23 protein-coding genes are annotated in these 22,851 nt (G+C 28.6%); 4 read left to right on the forward strand and 19 right to left on the reverse strand.

The genetic code is table 11. The annotated features are described in order from the left end of the window. Positions 1–105 precede the first annotated feature (105 nt). Together BCB68_RS02405 and BCB68_RS02410 are read right to left on the reverse strand one after the other, a co-directional pair. Positions 106–885: a type III pantothenate kinase gene (locus tag BCB68_RS02405; protein WP_335621987.1), complete on the reverse strand. Its 780-nt coding sequence runs from the start codon at positions 883–885 to the stop codon at positions 106–108. A gap of 20 nt (positions 886–905) precedes the next feature. After that, the gene (locus BCB68_RS02410; protein ID WP_094079380.1) at positions 906–2,513 is read right to left on the reverse strand and encodes an OPT/YSL family transporter; all 1,608 of its coding nucleotides are present in this window, start codon (positions 2,511–2,513) and stop codon (positions 906–908) included. Positions 2,514–2,746: 233 nt separating this feature from the next. On the opposite strand from BCB68_RS02410, the gene recJ reads away from it, so the two are divergent. Further along, positions 2,747–5,788 carry a single-stranded-DNA-specific exonuclease RecJ gene (gene recJ / locus BCB68_RS02415; RefSeq protein ID WP_094079381.1) on the forward strand — a complete coding sequence of 1,014 codons (3,042 nt, stop codon included), beginning with the start codon at positions 2,747–2,749 and terminating at the stop codon, positions 5,786–5,788. Between the two features lie 132 nt (positions 5,789–5,920). Here the strand turns inward: recJ and tgt are convergent, their stop codons facing one another. From tgt to BCB68_RS02430, 3 genes are all read right to left on the reverse strand, one after another. Further along, positions 5,921–7,120: a tRNA guanosine(34) transglycosylase Tgt gene (tgt, locus tag BCB68_RS02420; protein WP_094079382.1), complete on the reverse strand. Its 1,200-nt coding sequence runs from the start codon at positions 7,118–7,120 to the stop codon at positions 5,921–5,923. A gap of 91 nt (positions 7,121–7,211) precedes the next feature. Continuing rightward, positions 7,212–7,454: a type B 50S ribosomal protein L31 gene (locus BCB68_RS02425; RefSeq protein WP_068155324.1), complete on the reverse strand. Its 243-nt coding sequence runs from the start codon at positions 7,452–7,454 to the stop codon at positions 7,212–7,214. A gap of 313 nt (positions 7,455–7,767) precedes the next feature. Then, entirely contained in the window at positions 7,768–8,205 is a 438-nt protein-coding gene (locus tag BCB68_RS02430; RefSeq protein ID WP_094079383.1) for a Dps family protein, read from the reverse strand. Positions 8,206–8,413: 208 nt separating this feature from the next. Between BCB68_RS02430 and BCB68_RS02435 the strand changes: the two genes are divergently transcribed. Together BCB68_RS02435 and BCB68_RS02440 are read left to right on the forward strand one after the other, a co-directional pair. Beyond that, on the forward strand, positions 8,414–9,238 hold the full coding sequence (locus BCB68_RS02435; protein ID WP_094079384.1) for an undecaprenyl-diphosphate phosphatase: 825 nt from the start codon (positions 8,414–8,416) through the stop codon (positions 9,236–9,238). 3 nt (positions 9,239–9,241) lie between these two features. Further along, positions 9,242–10,783, forward strand: coding sequence for a coproporphyrinogen III oxidase (locus BCB68_RS02440; protein WP_094079385.1), 1,542 nt, complete (start codon positions 9,242–9,244; stop codon positions 10,781–10,783). Between the two features lie 83 nt (positions 10,784–10,866). Here the strand turns inward: BCB68_RS02440 and BCB68_RS02445 are convergent, their stop codons facing one another. The 3 genes from BCB68_RS02445 to BCB68_RS02455 all read right to left on the reverse strand — a co-directional run bounded on the left by BCB68_RS02445 (position 10,867) and on the right by BCB68_RS02455 (position 13,971). Continuing rightward, positions 10,867–11,406, reverse strand: coding sequence for an OmpA family protein (locus BCB68_RS02445; RefSeq protein ID WP_094079386.1), 540 nt, complete (start codon positions 11,404–11,406; stop codon positions 10,867–10,869). 169 nt (positions 11,407–11,575) lie between these two features. Further along, positions 11,576–13,288 (reverse strand): proline--tRNA ligase, encoded by a 1,713-nt coding sequence (locus BCB68_RS02450; protein WP_094079387.1) that lies wholly within the window; start codon positions 13,286–13,288, stop codon positions 11,576–11,578. An 89-nt stretch (positions 13,289–13,377) separates the two neighbouring features. Next, the gene (locus BCB68_RS02455; RefSeq protein WP_094079388.1) at positions 13,378–13,971 is read right to left on the reverse strand and encodes a lysozyme inhibitor LprI family protein; all 594 of its coding nucleotides are present in this window, start codon (positions 13,969–13,971) and stop codon (positions 13,378–13,380) included. 162 nt (positions 13,972–14,133) lie between these two features. On the opposite strand from BCB68_RS02455, the gene BCB68_RS02460 reads away from it, so the two are divergent. Next, positions 14,134–14,625, forward strand: coding sequence for a DUF441 domain-containing protein (locus BCB68_RS02460; protein ID WP_094079389.1), 492 nt, complete (start codon positions 14,134–14,136; stop codon positions 14,623–14,625). 80 nt (positions 14,626–14,705) lie between these two features. On the opposite strand, the gene BCB68_RS02465 is transcribed toward BCB68_RS02460, so the two are convergent. The 11 genes from BCB68_RS02465 to BCB68_RS02515 all read right to left on the reverse strand — a co-directional run bounded on the left by BCB68_RS02465 (position 14,706) and on the right by BCB68_RS02515 (position 22,843). Then, complete coding sequence (locus BCB68_RS02465; RefSeq protein WP_094079390.1) at positions 14,706–15,011, reverse strand: hypothetical protein; 306 nt, start codon at positions 15,009–15,011, stop codon at positions 14,706–14,708. 13 nt (positions 15,012–15,024) lie between these two features. Next, positions 15,025–15,237, reverse strand: coding sequence for a hypothetical protein (locus tag BCB68_RS02470; protein WP_094079391.1), 213 nt, complete (start codon positions 15,235–15,237; stop codon positions 15,025–15,027). A gap of 33 nt (positions 15,238–15,270) precedes the next feature. Then, on the reverse strand, positions 15,271–16,260 hold the full coding sequence (locus tag BCB68_RS02475; protein ID WP_094079392.1) for a DHH family phosphoesterase: 990 nt from the start codon (positions 16,258–16,260) through the stop codon (positions 15,271–15,273). Positions 16,261–16,276: 16 nt separating this feature from the next. Further along, positions 16,277–16,966, reverse strand: coding sequence for an SPOR domain-containing protein (locus BCB68_RS02480; RefSeq protein ID WP_094079393.1), 690 nt, complete (start codon positions 16,964–16,966; stop codon positions 16,277–16,279). A gap of 117 nt (positions 16,967–17,083) precedes the next feature. Beyond that, the gene (locus BCB68_RS02485) at positions 17,084–17,749 is read right to left on the reverse strand and encodes a 5'-methylthioadenosine/adenosylhomocysteine nucleosidase (RefSeq protein WP_094079394.1); all 666 of its coding nucleotides are present in this window, start codon (positions 17,747–17,749) and stop codon (positions 17,084–17,086) included. A gap of 32 nt (positions 17,750–17,781) precedes the next feature. Continuing rightward, a complete protein-coding gene (locus BCB68_RS02490) occupies positions 17,782–18,708 on the reverse strand; it encodes a D-alanine--D-alanine ligase (protein WP_094079395.1) in 927 nt (308 codons plus the stop codon). 182 nt (positions 18,709–18,890) lie between these two features. After that, positions 18,891–19,829 carry an Hsp33 family molecular chaperone HslO gene (locus BCB68_RS02495; protein WP_094079396.1) on the reverse strand — a complete coding sequence of 313 codons (939 nt, stop codon included), beginning with the start codon at positions 19,827–19,829 and terminating at the stop codon, positions 18,891–18,893. A 180-nt stretch (positions 19,830–20,009) separates the two neighbouring features. Beyond that, positions 20,010–21,503 carry a lysine--tRNA ligase gene (lysS, locus tag BCB68_RS02500; protein ID WP_094079397.1) on the reverse strand — a complete coding sequence of 498 codons (1,494 nt, stop codon included), beginning with the start codon at positions 21,501–21,503 and terminating at the stop codon, positions 20,010–20,012. A 39-nt stretch (positions 21,504–21,542) separates the two neighbouring features. Beyond that, a complete protein-coding gene (locus BCB68_RS02505) occupies positions 21,543–21,914 on the reverse strand; it encodes a DUF1934 family protein (protein WP_094079398.1) in 372 nt (123 codons plus the stop codon). A gap of 21 nt (positions 21,915–21,935) precedes the next feature. Next, positions 21,936–22,361, reverse strand: a complete 426-nt coding sequence (locus tag BCB68_RS02510) for a hypothetical protein (protein WP_094079399.1) — start codon at positions 22,359–22,361, stop codon at positions 21,936–21,938. A gap of 11 nt (positions 22,362–22,372) precedes the next feature. Continuing rightward, a complete protein-coding gene (locus BCB68_RS02515; protein ID WP_094079400.1) occupies positions 22,373–22,843 on the reverse strand; it encodes a 23S rRNA (pseudouridine(1915)-N(3))-methyltransferase RlmH in 471 nt (156 codons plus the stop codon). Positions 22,844–22,851 lie beyond the last annotated feature (8 nt).

Below are 22,851 nucleotides of genomic sequence, written 5' to 3' on the forward strand. Positions count from 1 at the left end.
TTTGGCTAGCAAAAGCAGGTACTTCCCAAGAAGCTCCCGCTTCTAAAAGCGGGAGTAGTTCACCTATTTTATTTTAATTCAAAAAATTTTTAAAAATAAAAAAAATTAATCTTTATTTAGTCTATAAAACTCAAAAATTCCTTTAGCACCTAAATTTTCTATATATTCATCTATTGTTTCAACATATTCAGAAATTTTTTTACCTTGTCCACCTGTCGCTATCACACAAGCGTTTGGAAAATCTTTTTTGTACTGAAAAATAAGTTCTTTTATTGCTCCAACATTTCCAAAAAATATTCCCGCATTAATTTGCTCCGTCGTATTTGTGCCAAGTGCTGAATTTGAGTTTTCAAATGAAACTTTTGGCAATTTTGCTGTATTTGTGAATAACGCATTTATTGAAAGCGTGATGCCAGGTAAAATACAGCCACCACAGTAAACTGAGTCTTTTATCACATCAAAAGTAGTTGCTGTGCCAAAATCAATTACAACAAATTCATTTTTTTTATAAGTTTTTTTAAGAGCCAAAATGTCACAAATCCTGTCAGCTCCCAATCCACGCTCAAAATTCTCTGAAAAAATAATTTCATTTTTTGTATTTTCTAGCGAAATAAATTTTGATGTAAGTTTAAAATATTTTTTTCCAAAATAGTAAAAAATTTCATTTATATGTGGCACAACTGAAGAAACAATAATACTTTGAGTTCTATAAATATCTATTTTACTATTTTCAGATAACGTCTTTAACACAGCAAAAAAAGTGTCTTCCGTATAAGTTAAATTTGTAGGAATTCTAAAAGAAGCTAAAATTTCTCCTTCGTCGCTGTAAAAAATTGGAACAATGTGTGTATTTCCAATGTCAAATCCTAAAATCAATTTAATCACCTCTCGTCATGTTTTAATTTTTAGCGAAATAATATAAAATAATATGCAATCAGTGAAATTATCACTCCGATAATTGCTTCACCTGACATCAATCCGTTTGAAAACATCATAAATTTTTGTGAAAATTTAGTAGAAATTTTTCCAAAGATTAAATTTAGAAGTCCACCTAAAAATACTGGTAAAGTCAAGTAAAATGGGACATAAATTCCTATTCCAAAAGTTAGCACAGGAAAATTTAACATATAAAGTGCAAAACCGATTAAAAGTCCTGTAAAGAAAAACTGAATAAATGGAATTCCATTTATAATTGAAGCGACGATTGAAGCTTGAAGCACTATTAACTCTGAATTTTCTTTAGGACCAATATTTTTATAAATATTAAAAAATACGAAAAATAGCCAGGTTATGACAACTGAACTCACGATAGCTCCTATAAGTTCTCCTAAAAATTGCTCTTTCGGATTAGTTTTTACTTTATAACCCGATTTAAAGTCATTTAAAATATCTCCCGCAAGTCCACAAGCTACTGCGACGATACACGCTAAAAAAAATAATAAAAGTGTTGAAAAATTTGTGGAAAAAGCAAAGTTTAAAAATTTTAATTTTCCTAAAAAAGAAATTATTAAAATTGTGATAATTGCATAAATTTCCATCGGATTCACGCCCGTTTTTCCAGTCGAATATCCAGCGATTATCGTACATAAAATACAAATTACTAAAAGAACAAATGCTAAGATAATTGGCAATTTATAAATAAAAGTAATTAATAAAACTGTTATTAAAAAATAAGTAAATAATTTTTTTGAAAATATAGAAGTGCTTTTTTTCTCTTTTTTAAATTTAGAAAAAATCAGTTTTACAATTACTCCAAATCCAATTCCGACAACAATTCCCATTCCAAAACTATTTTTCATAAGATCAAAATCTTTTATATTTTTTGAAATTGCCAAGGGCTGTGCTATAAAATGAACTAAGGCTCCTCCTAAAAACCAGATAAAAGTGTTTAAAAATCCTAAAATATAGCCAATTCCAACTAAAAGTGGCGAAACATAAAAGCTTAAAAATCCATTTTTTGTAGAAATTAGCGTTGGAATAATTGGAGATTTTCCTTTAGTAAAGTTAATATCTCTCAAAATGGAAACAACTGTGCTAAATAGAACTCCTAATCCGACAAAAAGTCCATCTTTTTTGGTGTTATCCGAATTTACCAAATTATAAGCCGCTTCTCCAATTGGAAATTCAAGCTTCTCTTCTTCAATCATCTTTTTTCTAAAAATAAAAGAAAGAACACAACCTAACACGGAACCGAGCAAAATTGTCACAAAAAGCAAAGTTTTATTGATATTTTCAAGTTTTCCACCCAATATCAAGTATCCAGGCATTGTGAATGCTACACCTCCAGCAACCATTGATCCAGCACTCATAATTGTGTGAGTGACCGTAATTTCTTTACTGTCAGTTTTTTTGAAAAAATTTAGTGCCATGATGGAAATTAGTGTCACCATCACCGTCGGCCAAGGCAGTGCGCCAAATTTTAAAACAGTATAAAACGAACTTGCAGAAATAAGTACAGCTCCAATAACTCCAATTATTACAGAAGCTGGTGTGATTTTTATTTTTTTTGACATAATATTATCATTTTCTCCTTTCAAAAAATTTATTTTTTTTGTTAAAATATATAAAATTTTACAGTATTTAGTGTATTTTTGTCAATAACTTTTGAAAATAAAGTGAAACAAAATTTATTTTTTTAATTTTAAATAAATTTAAAAATGTGGTAAAATATATAAAGTAAAGTTTTTAAATTCCCAGAAATACTTTACAAAAATTAATGGGGGAAATTTTAAAAGAGGAGAAAAAAATGAGAAACACTAGATGGCGTTCAAAAATTATTCCAAGTCCACGACAGGAAAGGGAATACATTAAAAAAGGCGAAGATAAAAATAAAAATGAAAGCAATGAAAAAGAAAAAAAAGAAAAATTTAAAAAAGTAAAAATAAAAAGAGCCAATCAAAATGAAGCAAAAAAGTTTTCTATTGACCAAGATATTTTGCAAATTCTTTATTCAAGAGGAATTAATTCGGATGAAAAAATAAAAAAATTTCTTAATCCAAGTTTGGAAGATATAGAAAATCCTTTGGGACTTTGCGATATGGAAAAAGCTGTTGTTGAAATTGAAAAAGCGATTTCGGAGCAAAAAAATATTTGGATATATGGAGATTATGATGTTGACGGAATTACTTCCACTTCGGTTTTATACTTGGCTCTAAAAGAACTTGGAGCAGAAAATGTAAATTACTACATTCCAATTCGAGATGAAGGTTATGGGCTAAATAACGAAGCACTAAAAAAAATAAAAGATTCGGGAGCGGACCTGGTAATTACAGTTGACTGCGGAATTACCGCTTTTCCTGAAGTCGAATTTGCAAATTCAATAGATTTGCCTATAATAATTACAGATCACCACAATTTACACGGCGGAAAAATTCCAGAAGCTCTGGCGGTCATTAATCCTAAAAGAAAAGAAAACAGTTTTTCTTTTGAATTTTTAGCTGGAGTTGGAACTATTTTTATGGTTGTGCTTTGTCTTTTTGAAAGAGCTGAAAAAAAAGAAGAGACAAATAAATATTTGGATTTGGTGGCGATTGGAACGGTTGCAGATATTGTTCCACTTACAGATGAAAATAGAATTTTTACAAAATTTGGTTTGGAGCAATTACTTTGCACAAGACATAAAGGTCTAAAATTTTTGCTCTACAAGCTATTTTCTTCAAATCAGCAAGATATTGAAAAAACTGAGTACACAACTTATGATGTTGGATTTATAATAGCACCTCTATTTAACGCTGCCGGTAGACTTACAGATGCAAAAATGGTTGTAAAACTTTTGACTTCAGATAACGAGCGGGAAATTGAAGTTATTGTCAAAGAACTTATTAACAGAAATTTTGAGAGAAAAGAACTGCAGAATAAAATTGTGGAAAAAATTGAAAATAAGATTGAGAATACTAATACTTCAGATGATTTTGTAATTATTGACTATTCGCCTGAATACCATCATGGCGTAATTGGAATTGCAGCTTCAAAAATTGTTGATAAATACTATAAACCAGTAATAATAATGGAAGTTAAAGAAGATGAAGGAATTGCAGTCGGTTCGTGCAGAAGTATTGGAAATTTCAATATTTTGGAAGTTCTACAATCAATGCCAGAATTGTTTTTAAAATTTGGAGGACATTCAGGTGCGGCTGGATTTACAATTTCGATAAAAAATATTCCGCTTTTTCAAAAAAAAGTAAATAAATTTGCGAAAACTAAATTGACAAAAGACGATTTTGTGAAAATTATCGAAATTGACAAGCAAATTCCGATACAAAAAATTTCGTACGAATTTTTTCAGCTGACAGAAAAACTAAAACCTTTTGGTTTTGGAAATCCAACGCCAACTTTTAGGACAAATAATGTGCTTTTTGAAAATATTAAATTCATTGGAGAAAATAGAAATCACATAATGTTTGACCTTAAGCAAAAAGGTTTTTCAAATAAAAACGCAGTTTGGTTTAATTCAGGAGAATATTTTAAAGATTTGAACAAAAATTTAATTTACGACATTGTTTATAAATTAAAATCTGAAATGTTTCAAAATAAATTTTACACAAAAGTTTATATTGAAGACGTAAAACCTTCTAAAATGAAAGACGAAACTTTACTCTATTATCATTCGTTATTCAATACTTCGTTTCCAGTAAAATCAGTTTTTTATACAAATGTTGAATGGGACGAGAATAAAAAAATAAAGATGAAAGCAAATTTTGACCAAATTGAACTTTTTTGTGGAAGACAAATTATTGGACGACTTAATTACAATATTTCAAATATGCTTTTATTACTAAACAAATATTATAACTGGAAATTTTCAGTTAAAATCGAGAATATTAGGCAAACTGAAACTCATAAAATAGTCGAAGTTTTGATAAGAAGAGATTATAAATTCAATGGTTACGGATATGAAGATGCAGAAATTTTTAGAGAAATCAAAGAGTTTTTGATTGGGAAAATGGAATATAATACTCAGACGAAAAAATTACTTGCGCAAATTTTTAGACAAAATAAAAATTTAATCATAAAAAATATTTTTAGCAAAAAAGAAGAATTTAAATATGAAATGTCGGATTTTAAAATATTTTTACTCACAATTGGAATTTATTATAAACAAATAACTTCTAAAAAAAGTCAAATTGTTGTTAAAAATAAAGATGATTTTGAATACAACGAACCTTTTATAAATAAATATTTTGAAATAAACGAAAAATATGAAACTGAATATCCATTTACTGTATTTTATGATTTTATTCCAGAAAATATTTGTTTTATCGAAAAAGAAGAAAATTATTTAAAAACAAATTCTGTAGAAAATAGTTTTTTAGAAAATGAAAATGAAAATATAAATTCTGAGAATGAAGATGAAAATAAAGATAAAGATAAAAATATAAAAAATATGGAAAATATAGATGAAAATCAAGAAAATTTTGAAATAAAAGAAGAAGTTAAAAAAATCGAATATAAAAAAGTTGAACAAATTGAATATAAAATTGGCAAAAATAAAAATATTAAAGTTAAAGAAAAATTTTGCGTAATTTTAAATGACAATGAGTTTTTAGAAAGACTGGATTTTTCAAAAGAAGAAATGGAACACGAAAATATTGTGGAAATTACAACTGAGATAAAAATTCCAAAAAATGTTATTTTTCTTGAAAATTTGGCAAAAAAAGACAGAAAAAAATTAAATGGAAAAAATATTTATTTAAAATATCTTCCTTTTAGCAAAAAAATTAAGTTGAAAAAATTGCTTGACGAAAGAAAAATTATTTATTCTGATTATTCGATAAATGATATTTTGTAAAAAACTTTTTTATATTTGATTAAAAAATTACTAAATAAATAATAATAAAAAAAATACAGTTTGTATTTTTTACTAAAAATAAAGAAAAATATAAAAAAGAAGAGTTTATTTAAAAATTCTTCTTTTTTTATTTTATAACATAACTTCATTTTTCCCTTTTTTCACAATAGTCGGATTTCCAAAAATCTTTGGCTTTATCCAATCGCTCTCTTTCCCCATCGCATAATTTTTCAAAAATTCTTCTTTATATTCCTGAAATTTTTCGTTCAAAATAGCATTTCTAGCATTGTCCATTAATTTTAACAAAAAATGCAAATTGTGATAAGTCGCCAGTCTTTGTCCCAAAATTTCTCCAGTCTTAAAAAGATGTCTTATGTAGGCTCTCGTATAATTTTTACAGACATAGCAATCACAATCCTCGTCAAGCGGTCTGTCATCTCTCGAATAAGCTGAATTTTTTATAACCAATCTTCCATATTTTGTAAAAACTGTCCCATGTCTTCCAAGTCTTGTCGGCTGAACACAATCCATCATATCTATCCCATCTTCCACAGCTTCTAACATATCCGCAGGCTCTCCAACGCCCATCAAATATCTAGGTTTATCCTCCGGCAACTTTGGCGTGATGTATTCTAAAATTCGGTACATATCTTCTCTAGGCTCTCCAACCGCAAGTCCTCCAAGCGCATATCCTGAAAAATCATCGTCCATCTCAAACAACTCATTAAAACTTTTGTCCCTCAAGTCTTCATAAATTCCACCTTGGACAATTGCGAAAAGCCCTTGTGTTTCTTTATTTCTATTAGCAGCTATGCATCTCTTTGCCCATCTTGTAGTCCGCTCAATTGATGGAATTAAATATTCCCTAGAAGACAATCCCGGAGGACATTCATCTAAAACCATCATAATGTCACTTCCCAAGTTATTTTGAATTTCAATAGATTTTTCTGGCGACAAAAAATGTTTTGAGCCATCTATATGCGAACGAAAATTAACTCCTTCTTCTTTTATATCCCGTAAATCTCCCAAGCTGAAAACTTGAAATCCGCCACTATCCGTAAGAATCGGTCTATCCCAATTCATAAAGCCATGTAATCCACCAAAATCATTTACCAATTTATCTCCAGGTCTTAAATACAAATGATAAGTATTTCCCAAAATTATTTGAGAATTGATTTCTTTTAATTCCTCTTTTGTCATCGCTTTGACGGTTGCCTGAGTTCCAACTGGCATAAATACAGGTGTCTTAATTTCTCCGTGTGGAGTTGAAATTACACCAGCTCTGGCATTTTTATCCTTTTTTTCCAATTCATATTTTATTGGTTTTTCCATTTATTTTCTCCCATTTTTCAATTTTTCCTAAAAAATTTAAAAAAAAACAGAGAGTGAAAAATCTCTGCTTCTAATTTTTTTATAATTAAAATTATAAATTGTATTTTTTCTTAAATTTATCAACTCTTCCAGTTTCATCAACGAATTTAGATTTCCCAGTAAAGAATGGGTGTGAAGTTGAACTTGTTGCAACTTTTATTACAGGATATTCTTTTCCTTCAAAAGTAGTTGTTTCTTTAGAAGTTTTAGTTGATTTTGTCAAAAATTTTTCTCCGTTGCTTGTATCTTCAAACACTACAAAGTTGTATGCAGGATGTAAATCTTTTTTTGCCATTATTTATTTCTCCTTTCTATATATAACTATGATTATTTATTTTATCATTCACAATATAATAACATATTTCCTTATCTTTTTCAAGATTTGAAAATTTATTTTTTATTAAAGTTTTATAATTGTTTTAAAATTTAAGATTTTGAAATAAAGATTTGATTTTTTTAATCGAAAAAGTTTAAATTTAAAAATTAAAATAAAAAACTGGAATTAAATTTTTATAAAAAAAGAGAAAATCAATAATAAGATTTTCTCTCAAATTTAAAGTATAATAATGGGTTTTTTAATAATTTTGTAAAACTTTATTAAAAGAAAATTATTTTAAATAAGCATTTAACATCCACAAATCTTTTTCATATGTGCTGATATATTCATCAACTAATGCAGATGTTCCGTAATCATTTTCTTCATCAGCAACTTCTTTTACTTCTTTTACTAATTTCAACATTGCTTCAAATTCTTTTTTAACATCGGCAACTGCATCAGCAATAGAAATTGCTTCATTTTTAGCTTCTCTAATTGTAGAAACTTCTAAGTAGTCTTTTAATGTTCCTAAAGGACGACCACCGATTGCTAAAATTCTTTCAGCAACATCATCAATTTGTGTATTTAATCCATCATAATATTCTTCCAATTTTGCGTGAACAGAAAAGAATCCTGAACCAACTATATTCCAGTGATAATTTTGAACCTTTCTGTATAACACATTTAAATTAGCTAAATAAACATTTAATTTTTCAACTGTTTTTGACATTTTTATCACTCCTTAAAAATTTATATTTTATATATTTTTGTAATTATTACAAATTTATTTTACCACTTTTCAGAAAATTTGTCAACACTTTTTTTCATAAATTTTCAAATTTATTTTCCTAATTTCTTTCAGTAAAGTTGTAAAACTGCCAAAAAAATGTTACAATTTTATGTAATAATAAAAAATTTTTTTAGAAAGGAAATAATATATGATTTTTAGTATTATAAAAGTTTTTATACTAAGTCTTGTTGAAGGACTTACAGAATTTGTACCTGTCAGCAGTACCGGACATATGATAATTGTTGACCAATTTTTAAAATTATCTGACAATAAAGTTTTTGTTGACGCTTTTAAAATAATAATTCAACTGGGAGCGATTTTGTCGGTTGTTGTTTACTACTGGAAAAAAATTTTTCCGTTTGCAAAAGGTAACACGAAACAAGAAAGCATGGATATTATTGCAATGTGGGTAAAAATCGTGATTGCTGTAATTCCTGCCGTGATTTTGGGACTTAAATTTGATGATATTATTGAAGAGAAATTTTTTAATTCATTAACTGTTTCGATAATGCTTGTATTTTATGGAATTTTACTTATTTGGATTGAAACAAGAAAGAAAAAAGAAGAAAAAATTAAATCAATCAAAGAAATGACAATTCCACTTGCACTTGGAGTTGGACTTTTTCAATGCCTTGCGATGATTCCAGGAACTTCTCGTTCTGCTGCAACAATAATTGGAGGAGTTTTGCTTGGATTAAACAGAGTCCTTGCCACAGAATTTTCTTTTTTCTTGGCAATTCCAACAATGCTTGGAGCCACTTTGCTAAAGATAGTTAAAATTGGAAATGTTCTTACAATGGAAGAATGGTTTTTAATTGGACTTGGATTTGTTTTATCATTTATTTTTGCTTACGCTGTCATAAAAGTATTTATGGATTACATCAAAAAACACGATTTTAAAGTGTTTGGATATTACCGAATTATTTTGGGAATTATTATGCTTCTATTATTTTTCACAGGAGTGATTAAATAAAAAATGATAGTTTCAAATATTAAAGTAAACGAAAATAAATTGGAAGAATTTGTGAGAGTTCTTTTATCCGAAGAATACGATATTTTAAAAGCAAATTCCGAGAAAAATATTTATTTTGAAATTTGCGAAAATTTTGAAAAAATTAATGTTGTGGCTATTTTGACAAAAGAAAAAAATTTTAATAATTATAAAAATAATAAAAATTCTGAAATAAAAATTGAAATTTGTGAAAATTTTAAAATTAAAAATATTAAAGAAAAAAGCGTATTAAAAAAAATTACTTTTTCTTACGAAAAAATTTGTGACAAATATTTTGATCAAGCAGAAGTTATGTTAAAAACTTCTATTTTTAAAATTTTTGAAAAAGAAAAAGATTTCAAATGGGGAACTTTAATTGGCGTAAGACCTACAAAGATTGTCGGAAGATTTTTGAAAATGGGACTTTCTTATGAAAAAATTTTAGAAATTTTGAGAGATATTTATTTAGTCAGCGACGAAAAAAGAAATTTACTAATAAATATTGTAAAAAAACAGCAGAAATATCTCGACAAAGATACAATCGGAATTTATATTGGAATTGCCTTTTGTCCGACAAAATGCACTTACTGCTCATTTCCAGCGTATCTTTTAAATGGAAAATATGCCGCTAGATATGACGAATATATTGAAGACATTTACAAGGAAACTAAAGAGATTGGAAAACTTTCACAAGAACTAAATTTAAAAATAAATACAATTTACATCGGTGGCGGAACCCCTTCGATTTTATCAGCTGAAGAAATAAAAAAATTGCTTGATATGATAAAAGAGAATTATGATTTGAGCCATCTAAAAGAATTTACATTTGAAGCTGGAAGAATTGACACATTAAATCAAAAAAAATTGCAAGTTTTAAAGCAAGGCGGCGTGGATAAAATCAGCATAAATCCACAGTCATTTAATGAAAAGACGCTAAAACTCGTGAATCGTTATCACGACAGAAAACAGTTTGACAAAGTCTATAAATTAGCTAAAGAAATGGGACTTTCAATCAATATGGACTTAATTTTAGGACTTCCAAAAGAAACAACTCAAGATATTTTGTATACTTTGGACGAAGTGGCAAAATACGATGTGGAAAATTTGACAATTCATAATTTGGCGATAAAAAATGCAAGTAAACTTAATAAAGAGAATTATGAGCATCGTGACACTTTGGACTACAAGACTATTTTTGAAAAAATTTCTAAAATTACTGAAAATAAAGGACTTTTCCCTTATTATATGTACCGCCAGAAAAACAGTTTTCAGTGGGGAGAAAATCTGGGATATTCGCTTAAAAACTATGAGTCCATTTACAACATTGAAATGATTGAAGAAAATAAGACAATTATTGGAATTGGAGCTGGAGCTATAACAAAACTTATTTGGACGGATGAAAATACAAAAAAAGATAATATAAAAAGACTTGTCAATCCAAAAGATCCACTTGTATGGATGAACGAATTAGAAATACGTCTTGAAATAAAAAAAGAAAAAATTAGAGAAATTTCTAAAAAATTATAAATAAATTTAAAAATAATAATAATAAATAAAATAAACTATTCATATTTTATAAAGAATAGTTTATTTTATTTTATTTTATTTTTTTAACTTTGATTTTTATTGATTTTTATTTCAATTCTTCTGTTTTTAGCTCTTCCATCTTCATCATCATTTGATGCGATAGGATTACTGTCTCCTTTTCCAACTGTTTCAATAATTCTTTCAGGAGCAAGTCCCAAATCAATTAATCTTTCTTCAACGCTTTCAGCTCTTCTAAGTGATAATTCTTTGTTGTAGCTCTTTGTTCCCTTTGAATCTGTATATCCGATAATTGAAACTTTTAAATTTTTTTCTTCAATGTATTTTTTTACTTGTTCTAATATTGGATTATATTCATCTTTTATATTTGCACTATTATAATCAAATTTTAATTTATTTGTATCTAATACAATTAAATCTCCTTCAGATTTTTTTGTTTCAGTTACATAATTTTCCACATTTTCAGAATTTGTATTGTCAACTTCGACAGCATCTGTTCTCATAGCATTGTCTCTTAAATTTGAAGTTGTTATTTTTTTTGCAGTAGTTGGTGCCGAAACTAATAGCACAGATAACATCGCTGTTACTTTTGATCTTTTATCCATCTTGTCAGCCTCTCTTCCATTTATTTTAATTTTATTTTTATTTTTATTACATAATTGCTACTTAAATTATACTACATTTCTTTATATTTTCATAGAATTTTTTTGTCTTTTGGAAAAATTTTATAAAAAATATAATTTACAAAAATAAAATTTTTATTTTCAGATAAATTTATTTAGCCAAAAACTCTTTTACAAAATTAACAACTTCCTCAACCTTAACCTCAACACTTTCTCCAGTTGCTCTATCCTTAACTTCTACAATTCCAGAAGATACACCTTTTCCAGCTACAATTTTAAGCGGGAATCCAATTAAGTCAGCATCTTTAAACTTAAATCCTGCTCTCTCATTTCTGTCATCTAAAACAACATCAATATTTTCATTTTTCAACGCCTCATAAATTTTTTCAGCAACATTTACTTGAGTTTCATCTTTTACATTAGCAATAATCACATCTGCAATATACGGTGCAATTGATTTTGGCCAAATAATTCCATATTCATCATTTTTTTGCTCAATTACAGCCGACATCAATCTTGAAACTCCGATTCCATAACACCCCATCAAAATAACTTGCTGTTTTCCATTTTCATCCAAAACTTTCGCATTTAATGCTTTTGAATACTTATCTCCCAATTTAAAAATGTGTCCAACTTCCATTCCACGAGCAATTTTTAGCACACCTTTTCCATCTGGCGAAATATCTCCCGCTCTAGCCGTTCTAATATCAGCAACCACATCATAATGCAAGTCTTCCAAATTAACATTAATAAAGTGATAATCCTTTTTATTTGCTCCTAACGCAAAATTTCTCACATATTTTACTGTTTCATCAATAACAACTGTAAGTCCTTCCTTTTTCTCATAAGACCCCGCAAATCCAGGAACAATCCCAAATTTTTCGCATTCTTCTTCAGTCATCATTTCCAATTCCATCGAAGCATTCACTGCATTTTTCAATTTAATTTCATTTACATCCAGATCTCCACGAATAAGTGCCAACACATAATTTACCTTATCTTCCAACACTTCCTTCAACATAACCGCCTTAACAGTTTTTTCTTCTGGAATAGTCAAAAATTCTGACAATTCCTTAATTGTCTTAGTATTAGGCGTTTTAACCAATTCTTTTGGCAATTTTTCTTCTGTACTTTCCTTCAATTCAATGATACTCGTAGCTTTTTCAACATTTGCAGCATAATCTGATGAGTCACTATATAAAATATCATCTTCTCCATTTTCAGCAAGTACCATAAATTCATTTGAAGAATCTCCTCCAATCGAACCTGAATCTGCATCAACTGCTCTAAATTTTAATTCCATTCTTTCTAAAACTCTAGAATACGCATTTTTCATATTCAAAAATTCTTCATCCAACGATTCTTTTGTCAAGTGGAAACTGTAAGCATCTTTCATTAAGAACTCTCTTCCTCTCATAAGACCAAATCTTGGACGCATTTCATCTCTAAATTTTGTCTGAATTTGATACAAGCTAAATGGCAAATCTTTATACGAAGTAATCGTATTTCTCACAATATCCGTAACAACTTCTTCATGTGTAGGCCCCAACGCAAATTCTCTCTCATTTCTATCCTTCATTCTCATAAGTTCTGAACCATAAGCAAACCATCTTCCAGACTCTTCCCACAACGAAGCTGGTTGCAATACTGGCATTAAAATTTCCTGCGACCCAGCTCTATCCATTTCCTCTCTAACAATATTCTCAATTTTTTTCAAAACCCTGTATCCCAGCGGCAAATAGCTATAAACTCCTCTCGTCAGCTGTCTAATCATGGAAGCTCTCAACATCAATTTATGACTTATTACTTCCGCTTCTTTTGGCGCTTCCTTACATGTTTTTAAAAATGCTTTTGATAATCTCATCTTTTTTCCTTTCGCTATTTTTTATTATTTTATTTATATACTTATTATACTAAAAAAGACTGGTTATAGTCCAGTCTTTTTTGAGCTTACTATTTTAAATTATCGTACATTTTTGCCAGTTCAATTGTTCTCTCTTTTGTCATACTTGCTAGTGTACCTGAATATAACACTCCTGCCAGAGTTCCTCCATCGGCTTCTTTTGAAGCTTCATTTGCTTTTTTTTCTTTACTTTTTATCCAAGCTCTCTGAGAATTTCTTAATTTTTCTTTTTTGTCCTTTGACAATCTTTCCATTAGAAGTTTATACACTTTATTTAATTCTGCATCCCAAGCTTCGTAAAGTTCACTATTTGCATTTATCATTTCAGAAGTCACACCTGAGTCTAATTTACTTTGCAGTTCTTCTTCCAATTTTTCCATTTTGTTTTCTAATTCTTTGGCATAATTTCCATCTGACTGTTTGCTAAAACCACTATTTTGATTTTTAGCTTCAGCTTTATCTTCTTTTTCGTAGGAAACTTTTTGACCTTGAGATTCTTCTTTGGTATTATTTTTTGATGTCTGAACTTCTGTGAAATTTCCTGAATCTACTTTTGAAACTCTTTCAATTTTATTTTCTTTGCTTTCCTTAGAACAACTAAGAGCTGCAATTAATAAAATTAGAAAAATTGCTAATTTTTTCATACCAACCAACTCCTTCTTTTATCTTATAATATAAGTATATCCCATTTTTCTTAAAAAGCAATTGTTAAAAAAATAATTAAAGCAAAAAATTTTTTTTGTTGAGAAAACAAAAGTTTCGTGCTATACTCTAAAGAAAAGATTTTTTAGAGAGGAGAATTTATTTTGGAAAGTTATATATTTTTAATCTTAATTTTATTAGTTGGAACTATAAAATTTAACAAATCTATTGTATATGCAACTATTTTTGTAATACTCTTAAAAATTTTATTTGATATTTCAAAATTTTATAATTTCAAATTTTGGGATATTGAAAAATTTATTACACAATTTAGAAAAAATGGAATTAATTGGGGAGTTTTAATTATTACAATTGCGATTTTAATTCCGATTGCTACAGGAGAAGTTAGATTTTATCATCTATTCAATGCTTTTAAATCTCCAATTGGATGGATTACAATTTTCAGCGGAATTCTTGTATCGCTTTTATCTGCAAAAGGTGTGTCGCTCTTATCAAATCAGCCAGAAATTACAGTTACTTTAATTGCAGGAACAATAATCGGAGTTGTTTTTTTACGAGGAATTGCGGCAGGACCTGTCATTGCAAGCGGAATTACATTTTGCATTTTAAAAATTATGTCATTATTTTTTAAATAAAAAACTTTAAAAAATAGATAAAAAGGAACTACTCCTAATTTAAAATTAGAAGTAATTCCTAAAAATTCTATTTTTTATTTTTATTTATATTTCAAAACTTTACTCGAAACAATTTTTCCATCTTCACTTACTCTCACTTGATAATAAGCATTTTCACCGTATAAAATCACTTTCCAGTTTCCAAAACCTTTTTTATAAATTCCCACATCTTGCGGTTTTACTTCCTCACCAAACTTATCTTTTATTTCCAAAATGCTATTTTCCACGACTGTATCTCTTGAAACAACCGCTGAATTTGGAACCGTTCTCACTCCAACATAAGAGCAGCTTACAACCACTCCAAAACACGCTATTATTATCTTTTTTTTCAAATTATTTTTTTTCATATCACTTTTCCTATTATCTATTTACAACTTCTATATTTATTTCAAAATTTAACTTCGTTTTTTCTTCATCCAAATAATTAAAATCAATTTTTTTTAGTATCGCATTTGGATTTTTGGCTAAAATATCATTAATATTTTGATTCATTTCTTCTATTTTTTCAAAATGATTTACTAATTCATCATTTGTAAAACCTTTCATTTTTAAATAATTAAACATATCGAACATAGATTTTTACCTCTTTTTTTATTTTTACAAAATTTAAAGTTTTTCATACACTTTTTTTACAATTTCATCAAAAGTCAATTCAGTTCTAAATCCTGCCGCTTTTATGTGACCGCCACCACCAAAGTTTTGTGCTAATTCATTTACATTGTATTTATTATTTGCACGAAAACTTCCTTTTACCGAGCCGTCCACTTCTTCTCTTGCAAAAAGCGAAATTTCCATACCTTCTATTTTTAAAAGCATTTCAGCGATTCCGTCGGTGTCATCTTTTTCAATTCCCAGTTCTTTCATCTTTTCCTGCGTCAAATAGTAATATGCAAAACCGTAGTTATGATCAATTTTTTTATTTTTATAAACTTCGCCAAAAAAGTCTATTTTTTTCTCACTGACGGCAAAAATTATATTTGCAATTTTATGATTATCTGCTCCCGCTCCTATTAATTTGGAACAGACAAAAAATGTGTGCTCAGTAACATTGTCGTGTCTAAAATTTCCTGTATCATTAATTATTCCAAGATACATATATTTGGCAATTCTTTCGTCCAATTCAATATCAAATATCTTCAAAAACTGATATAAAAGCTCACAAGTGCTGCAAATATCTTCTATGTAGTTGAATTCGGCGTGTTCTGTGTTACTTATGTGATGGTCAATATTTATTGAATTTTCACTTTGTTTTTTTATTTCCACAGATTTTTGATAACGCTCTTCATTTGCACAGTCCAGACTTATAAACAGATCATTTTTTTTATTTCTTAAGTCATTTTCCTGTAAAAACTTCTCATAGCTTAAAATAAGCTTTGTATCTTCAAAATGACGCATATATTTTGGCAGTTTGTCATCTACCACAATTTGAACATTTTTTTTGTTATCAAATTTTTTTATCATAAAATAAAATGCTAAAAGTGAACCAAGCGCATCTCCATCAGGATTTATATGAGCTGTCAACACAATATTTTTTGATTTTTTGATTTTTTCTCCAATTTCTTTTGGCGTAATATTTCCTCTAAAATTTTTTTTCATTCTTCACCTTCTTTTTTTATTTTCCTGTGCCTCTTACCATATAACTACCGCCATATCTAGATTTTACAGTTTTTTGCATAGAATTTAATTTATTTTGGTCATTTGTCATATTAGACATCACAACATATGCTGTTTTTCCATTCACAACCGTTTTTTTATAATAAAAATTTCCACCTAATTTTTTTGTTATACTTCTAGCTGAGGCCTCTGTTTTTACAGATGCCACTTGAATATATTTTTTGGGACCTTTTGTGGATTCAACTTTTGCTCTTTGTGCTTTTTCCTTTTCAATTCTTGCGGCTTCCTCTTTTGCCTTTTGTTTTTGTTTTTCTAATTCTTGTCGATTATTTCTTTGTTGTTCTTTAATCTTTTCCTGAATTTTTTTTTCATCTTCATTTTTTTTATTATCTTTATCTTTTTCTGCATCTTGTAAATTTATATTTTTTGTTTTGTTGTCATCAGTCTTTAAATCATTTATGACATTTTTATTATTTTCTTCAATATTTTTTTGTGGCAAAGTCAAGTTATTTTTATAATCTTTAGATTTAAAAAAATTTTTTTCTCTGACTTTTACATCTTTTTTTATTTCATTTGTTGTAGTTTCTTTAGACTTTTTAAAATTAAAAGTAAGAACTCCTAGACAAATAATAACTACTAGAATTGCCACGCTTCTCAAAATTTTATACGGATTTAATCGATAACTCATATTTTTCCCCTTTCTTAAAATAGTAAAAAATATTTTAATATGATCCCATAATTTGTTATATAAATAAAATTTATTAAAATTAATATAATTTTTTATAAAAATTTTATATAATATATTTTATATTATTTCCTTCAAAATTTCTTTTGAATTTTTTGCTGCCAATTTTACAAAGCTGCAGTACTCTATATCTGACTCGTCGGTAATGCTATCTGAAATAGAACGAATTATTAAAAATTTAACATTTAGACGACTACAAACTTGCGCGACAGCACCACTTTCCATATCCACGCAAAGCGCTGAAAAATCTTTACCCAGTTTTATTTTTACATCTTTTTTACTAATAAACTGATCCCCAGTCAAAATTCTTCCAAAAATAACTTTATGACTTATATTTTGAACTTTTTCCAAAAGATTTTTATCCGATTCAAAAGCCCACTGTTTCATCTGCGGAATCTGACCTATTTTATAGCCAAACGCTGTAGCATCGACATCGTGCTGAATAACATCAACTCCCGCAACGACATCTCCAACTTTCAAATTTTTACTTAACGAACCTGCGACCCCCGAAAAAATAACAGTTTTTACATCAAATTTTTCTACTAACAGCGTCGCAGTAATCGCCGCATTCACCTTTCCAATCCCCGACTGGACAAAAACGACTTCTTTCTCATTAAATTTTCCACGAAAAAAAGGAATTCCACTTATCACTTCTTCTTTTATATCTTTAATTTCTTTTTTTATTTCAGCCGCTTCTTCATCGACGGCTCCAATAATTCCAATCATAATTTAAATTTAACTCCTCTTTATTTTTTATTTTATCTCTCTACATGAATCGAAGAATTTATTAATAAATCCAATGTCTGTTCGTAATTATAACCTAGAGAAGCTGTACTTTTAGGGAGTAAACTTGCGGCAGTCATTCCAGGTAGCGTATTTACTTCCATAAAATAAGGCGTGTCTTCATTTACCACCATAAAGTCTATTCTTGAAAAACTTTCACATTTTAGCCCATAATAGCTATCTTTTGCAAATTTATTTATTTCGTTTTGAACTTTTTCACTAAATTCATAGACATATTCTTTTGCCCCACCTTTTGCATATTTAGATTCAAAGTCAAAGTAATCCCCTGCAAGTGCTTCGATTCTTATAGTTGGAAAAACTTTTCCATCAATCACAGGAACACTAATTTCAACTCCAGTTAAAACTTCTTCAATAAGAGCTTCTTTATCCATGCTAAACACCAAATCAAGCCCTTTGTCAAGTTCTTCTTGATTAGAAACAAAGCTTACTCCGATGCTTGAACCTCCGCTATTTGGTTTTACAACAACTTTATCTCCCAATTTTTCTTTTATTTCATCGAAATTCGCAGTTTCTCCACGACGAACGCTTATCCATTTTGCAATTCTAACTCCGTATCCTGCGACAATTCTTTTAGAAAATTCCTTGTCCATACAAACTGCACTTGACATCACGCCAGGCCCACTGTATGCTACTCCAAGACTTTGTAAAATGGCCTGTATTCTTCCATCTTCTCCGAAAACTCCATGAAGTGCAATATAAGCAAAATCAAGATTTAAATCTTTTACTTTTTCAAAAACTTCATTTTCCTTTTCAATTACAATATCAAACACTTCATATTTGTCCCTATTCAAATTTGCTACAATCTCACTTCCAGTTTTCAATGAAATTTCTCTTTCTGTCGAAACTCCACCTCTTATTACTCCTACTCTTATTTTACTCATTTTTTAAATCCTTTCTTTTTTCTTTTTTTATTATATTTTATTTTATTTTTTTTATTTTGTTTTTTTTACTTATTTTTCTTTACTTCACTTTATTTTTTATTTAATATTTATTTTCGAAAAAAATTTAAAAATTAATTTATGAATTTTTTTTATTTTTAAAAATCTTTTTTAATTACTTTAAATTAAAATACTCCTTCAAAATCTTTTTTTTCAAATTGGTGTTTTTTCCCACAAAAATGACATTCCACTTCAATTTTCCCTTGCTCTTTCAAGATTTCATCAATTTGCTCTTTTCCCAAAGTGATTAAACCCTTTAAAAATGTTTCTCTTGAACAGTTACATTTATACTCAATTTCACTTTTTTCCAAAATTTCAAAATTTTCAACATACTTCTTTTTATGATTTCCATCAACATCTTCAGTTTCTTCAAACACCGAAATATCTTCATACAAAAGCTCAACTATTCTCTCAAGACTAAATCCACCATTTAATAATTCTGTAATACTTCTAATTTTTCTTAACTTATCTTCCAGTTTATCTATAAAATCATCTTCTGCGCCAGGAAGAAGCTGAATTAAATAACCTCCTGCACGATTCACGCTTCCATCTTCGTTAAGTTTTACTCCAAGTGCAACAACTGACTTTATTTGTTCCGACTGTAAAAAATAACTTGCAACAATATCTGCTATATCTTGGTTTTCTAGCGCAACCATTCCTGAAAAAGGCATTTTTAGTCCAATATCTTTTCTAACTTGCATTATTCCATCGCCAATAAGTTTAATTCTCCCTTTTTCATCTCTCACGAAATTTCCATCTTTGTCTACAAGTTTAGCATTTGAAGTATTTCCAACATATCCTTTTACATGGCCTTTCATATTCGCAGTTGCAACCATTTTCCCATAAGCTCCGTCACCGCTTATTTCCACCGAAATAAGTCCATCTGCCACTTTCAAATCCTTTCCCATCATAGCTGCGGCAGTAAGCAGTTTTCCAAAATTAACTGTTGCAATCGCATCCAGTCTGTGTATATTTTGTACTTCTTTCACAACTTGTGTAGTATCACAGACAAAAAATCTGGCACATTTACTTGTCCCTCTTATCAATTCTGATTTTTTTCCCATTTTTCCCACTTTCTATTATTACCTATATTTAAATTTTCACTTTATGTGTAAATTATACAATATTTTTTTATATTTTCAAAACTATTTTTACTAGAAAAACAAAATAAAAAAATCTCACTATCTAAAATTAGCGTAGCGAGAAAAAATTTTATTAAATAATATTTTTTTAAACTAAATAATTTATAAATCAATGTCTTCTTTTCTAAGAGTTGGAAATAAAATGACATCTCTTATTGAAGCAGAATTTGTCTGTAACATAACAAGTCTATCTATTCCGATTCCAAGTCCTCCTGCAGGTGGCATTCCATATTCCAGTGCTCTTATGTAGTCTAAATCCATTCCTTGAGCTTCATCATCTCCTGCTTCTTTTAATTTAACCTGCTCTTCAAATCTTTCCTTTTGATCTTGCGGGTCGTTTAATTCCGAGTACGCATTTGCAAACTCTCTTCCTGAAATAAATAGCTCAAATCTATCCACCCACTCAGTTTCACCTTTTTGATTTTTTGAAAGCGGTGAAATTTCTTTTGGATATTCTGTTACAAATGTTGGGCTAATCAATGTTTCTTCAACTTTTTCTTCAAAGAATAAATTTAAGATTCCAAATTTTGTATAAGTTTTATCTTTTTCTAAAGGAATTCCGAATTCTTTTGCGATTGAAACAGCTTCTTCATCGCTTGAAATTGAATCGAAATCAAATCCAGTTTTTTCTTTTACAATTTCTTTCATTGTAACTCTTCTCCAAGGTTTTGCCATATTAATTGTCTTATCTTCATATTCAATATCATATTTTCCGTGAAGCTCTAAAGTTAGATTTGAAATTAAGTCTTCTGTCAAGTCCATCATATCATTAAAATCAGCGTAAGCTTGATAAAGCTCCATCATTGTAAACTCTGGATTATGTTTTACAGAAATTCCTTCATTTCTAAAACTTCTGTTTATTTCAAATACTTTTTCAAATCCACCGACTAATAATCTTTTTAAATAAAGTTCTGGTGCAATTCTTAAAAATAACTCCATATCAAGAGCATTATGATGTGTTACAAATGGTCTTGCAGTCGCTCCTCCAGCAATTGGATGCATCATCGGAGTTTCAACTTCAGTAAAACCTTTTTTTTCTAAATAGCTTCTAAAAAATCTAATAACTTGAAATCTTTTTTTCATAGTTTCCATAACTTCCCTGTTCATTACTAAATCAACATATCTTTGTCTGTAACGAGTTTCCACATTAGTTAATCCATGAAATTTTTCTGGAAGCGGTCTTACATTTTTTGATAAAACTTCAAAAGATTTTACTCTTAATGTCAATTCTCCAGTTTTAGTTCTAAATAACGATCCTTCAACTCCAAGAAAATCTCCAAGTCCCAATTTTTTATAAATTTCGTATTGTTCTTCCCCCACTTCTTCTTTTTTCACATAATATTGAATTTGCCCAGTTGGATCTTGCAACTTTCCAAATCCATTTTTCCCCATTCTTCTGAATCCTACAATTCTTCCCGCTGTTTTAAATACTTTGTCGCATGTTTCATCATATTTATTGATTTCGGAAATATCGTTTTCTTTGTTATAAGTTCTTCCATAAGGCTCAATTCCCATCTCTTTTAATTCAGCTACTTTTTTTAATTTTTCTTTTATTATACCATTGTCATTTGGCGTTCGATTTTTTTGATTACTCATCACTTTTCCTTTCTTTGTTTTGCTTTTTTTGTTTTGCTTTTATTTTTTCATAAAATAAATATTTAATTTTATGTTGTTTATTACATTGTCATCATCCATTATATCATATTCTAACATCATTTTGTCATTTTCTTTTTCAAATTTTTTTGTAAAAATTTTATATTTTGTATGAAATTGCTTTGTCATATAAATAAATGGTGTATGTTCACTGACTTTAAACACTTGCTTTGAATTGATTTCTCCGCGACGGTAAATCTCGACAAAATCATTGTAGTCAACGATTTTACACCTTCCATATTCGTCGCTGTAATGATACTCTTTCTTTTCGTCCAAATCTATTACTTTTGTAAGTTCAAACACTTTTTCATAATTTTGTGAAAATTTATCCAAGCTTTTTATTTTTATTTTCATAATTTTCCTTTTTTTAATTTTTTATTCTTCATCCAAGAAATTATCCAAAAATTCATCCAAATCCTCGTCAATTTCTTCATCATCATCTTCTTCCGCCAAAAACTCATTTTCGTCATCATCAAGCAGGCCAAAATCACTCTCATCAATTTTTTCTTCAAAATTATCATCTTTGTCATATTCTCCGAAATCTTCATTCCAATACATATAATCCTTATCAGAACCATAATATTCGTTGTCCCAAATCTCCAAAATTCGCTCTTGCTCGTCTTCGTCCAAATCTTTTATTTCTTCTTCAATACTGTCATAAAAAAAAACTCTTTTATCCCCATTTTCATCATCGCACACTAAATATTCCTTGCCATCAGTATTGACATTAGCAATACAAGTAAAACTTTCCAATTCATCTTCTTCGTTGTATCTCTCAAATTCTTCACCAGCTGAATACATAATTTCCTCCACTATTTATGATATTTTATATTATTATTTATCGAAATCCATCTATATATTTGTTCAACTAATATAAGTCGCATCAATTGATGCGGAAATGTAAAGTTAGAAAATGCTAACCTAAAATTGACAATTTCTCTAAGTTTGTCAGCCACTCCATTTGAGCCGCCGATTATAAAATTAATTTCACTGCTTGTAAGCGAAATTTTCTCTATTTTTTCTGCCATCTCCACAGATGTCATCATCTTTCCAGATAAATCCAGCAAAATGCTGTATGAATAATTTTTTTTACTAATTGCATCTATTATTCTTTGTGTTTCAACATCTACGGCATTTTTTATCCCTTTGTTGTCATCTTCTTCAGTTAATTCGATTATATCTAATTTTACATATTTTGACAACCTTTTTAAAAATTCTTCTATTCCATCTTTTATATACTTTTCTTTAATCTTTCCAACACACACTATATTAATTCTTATCATATTTTCGC

The sequence above is a fragment of the Leptotrichia sp. oral taxon 498 genome (genome assembly GCF_002240055.1).
GTDB classification, from domain to species: Bacteria; Fusobacteriota; Fusobacteriia; order Fusobacteriales; family Leptotrichiaceae; genus Leptotrichia; species Leptotrichia rugosa.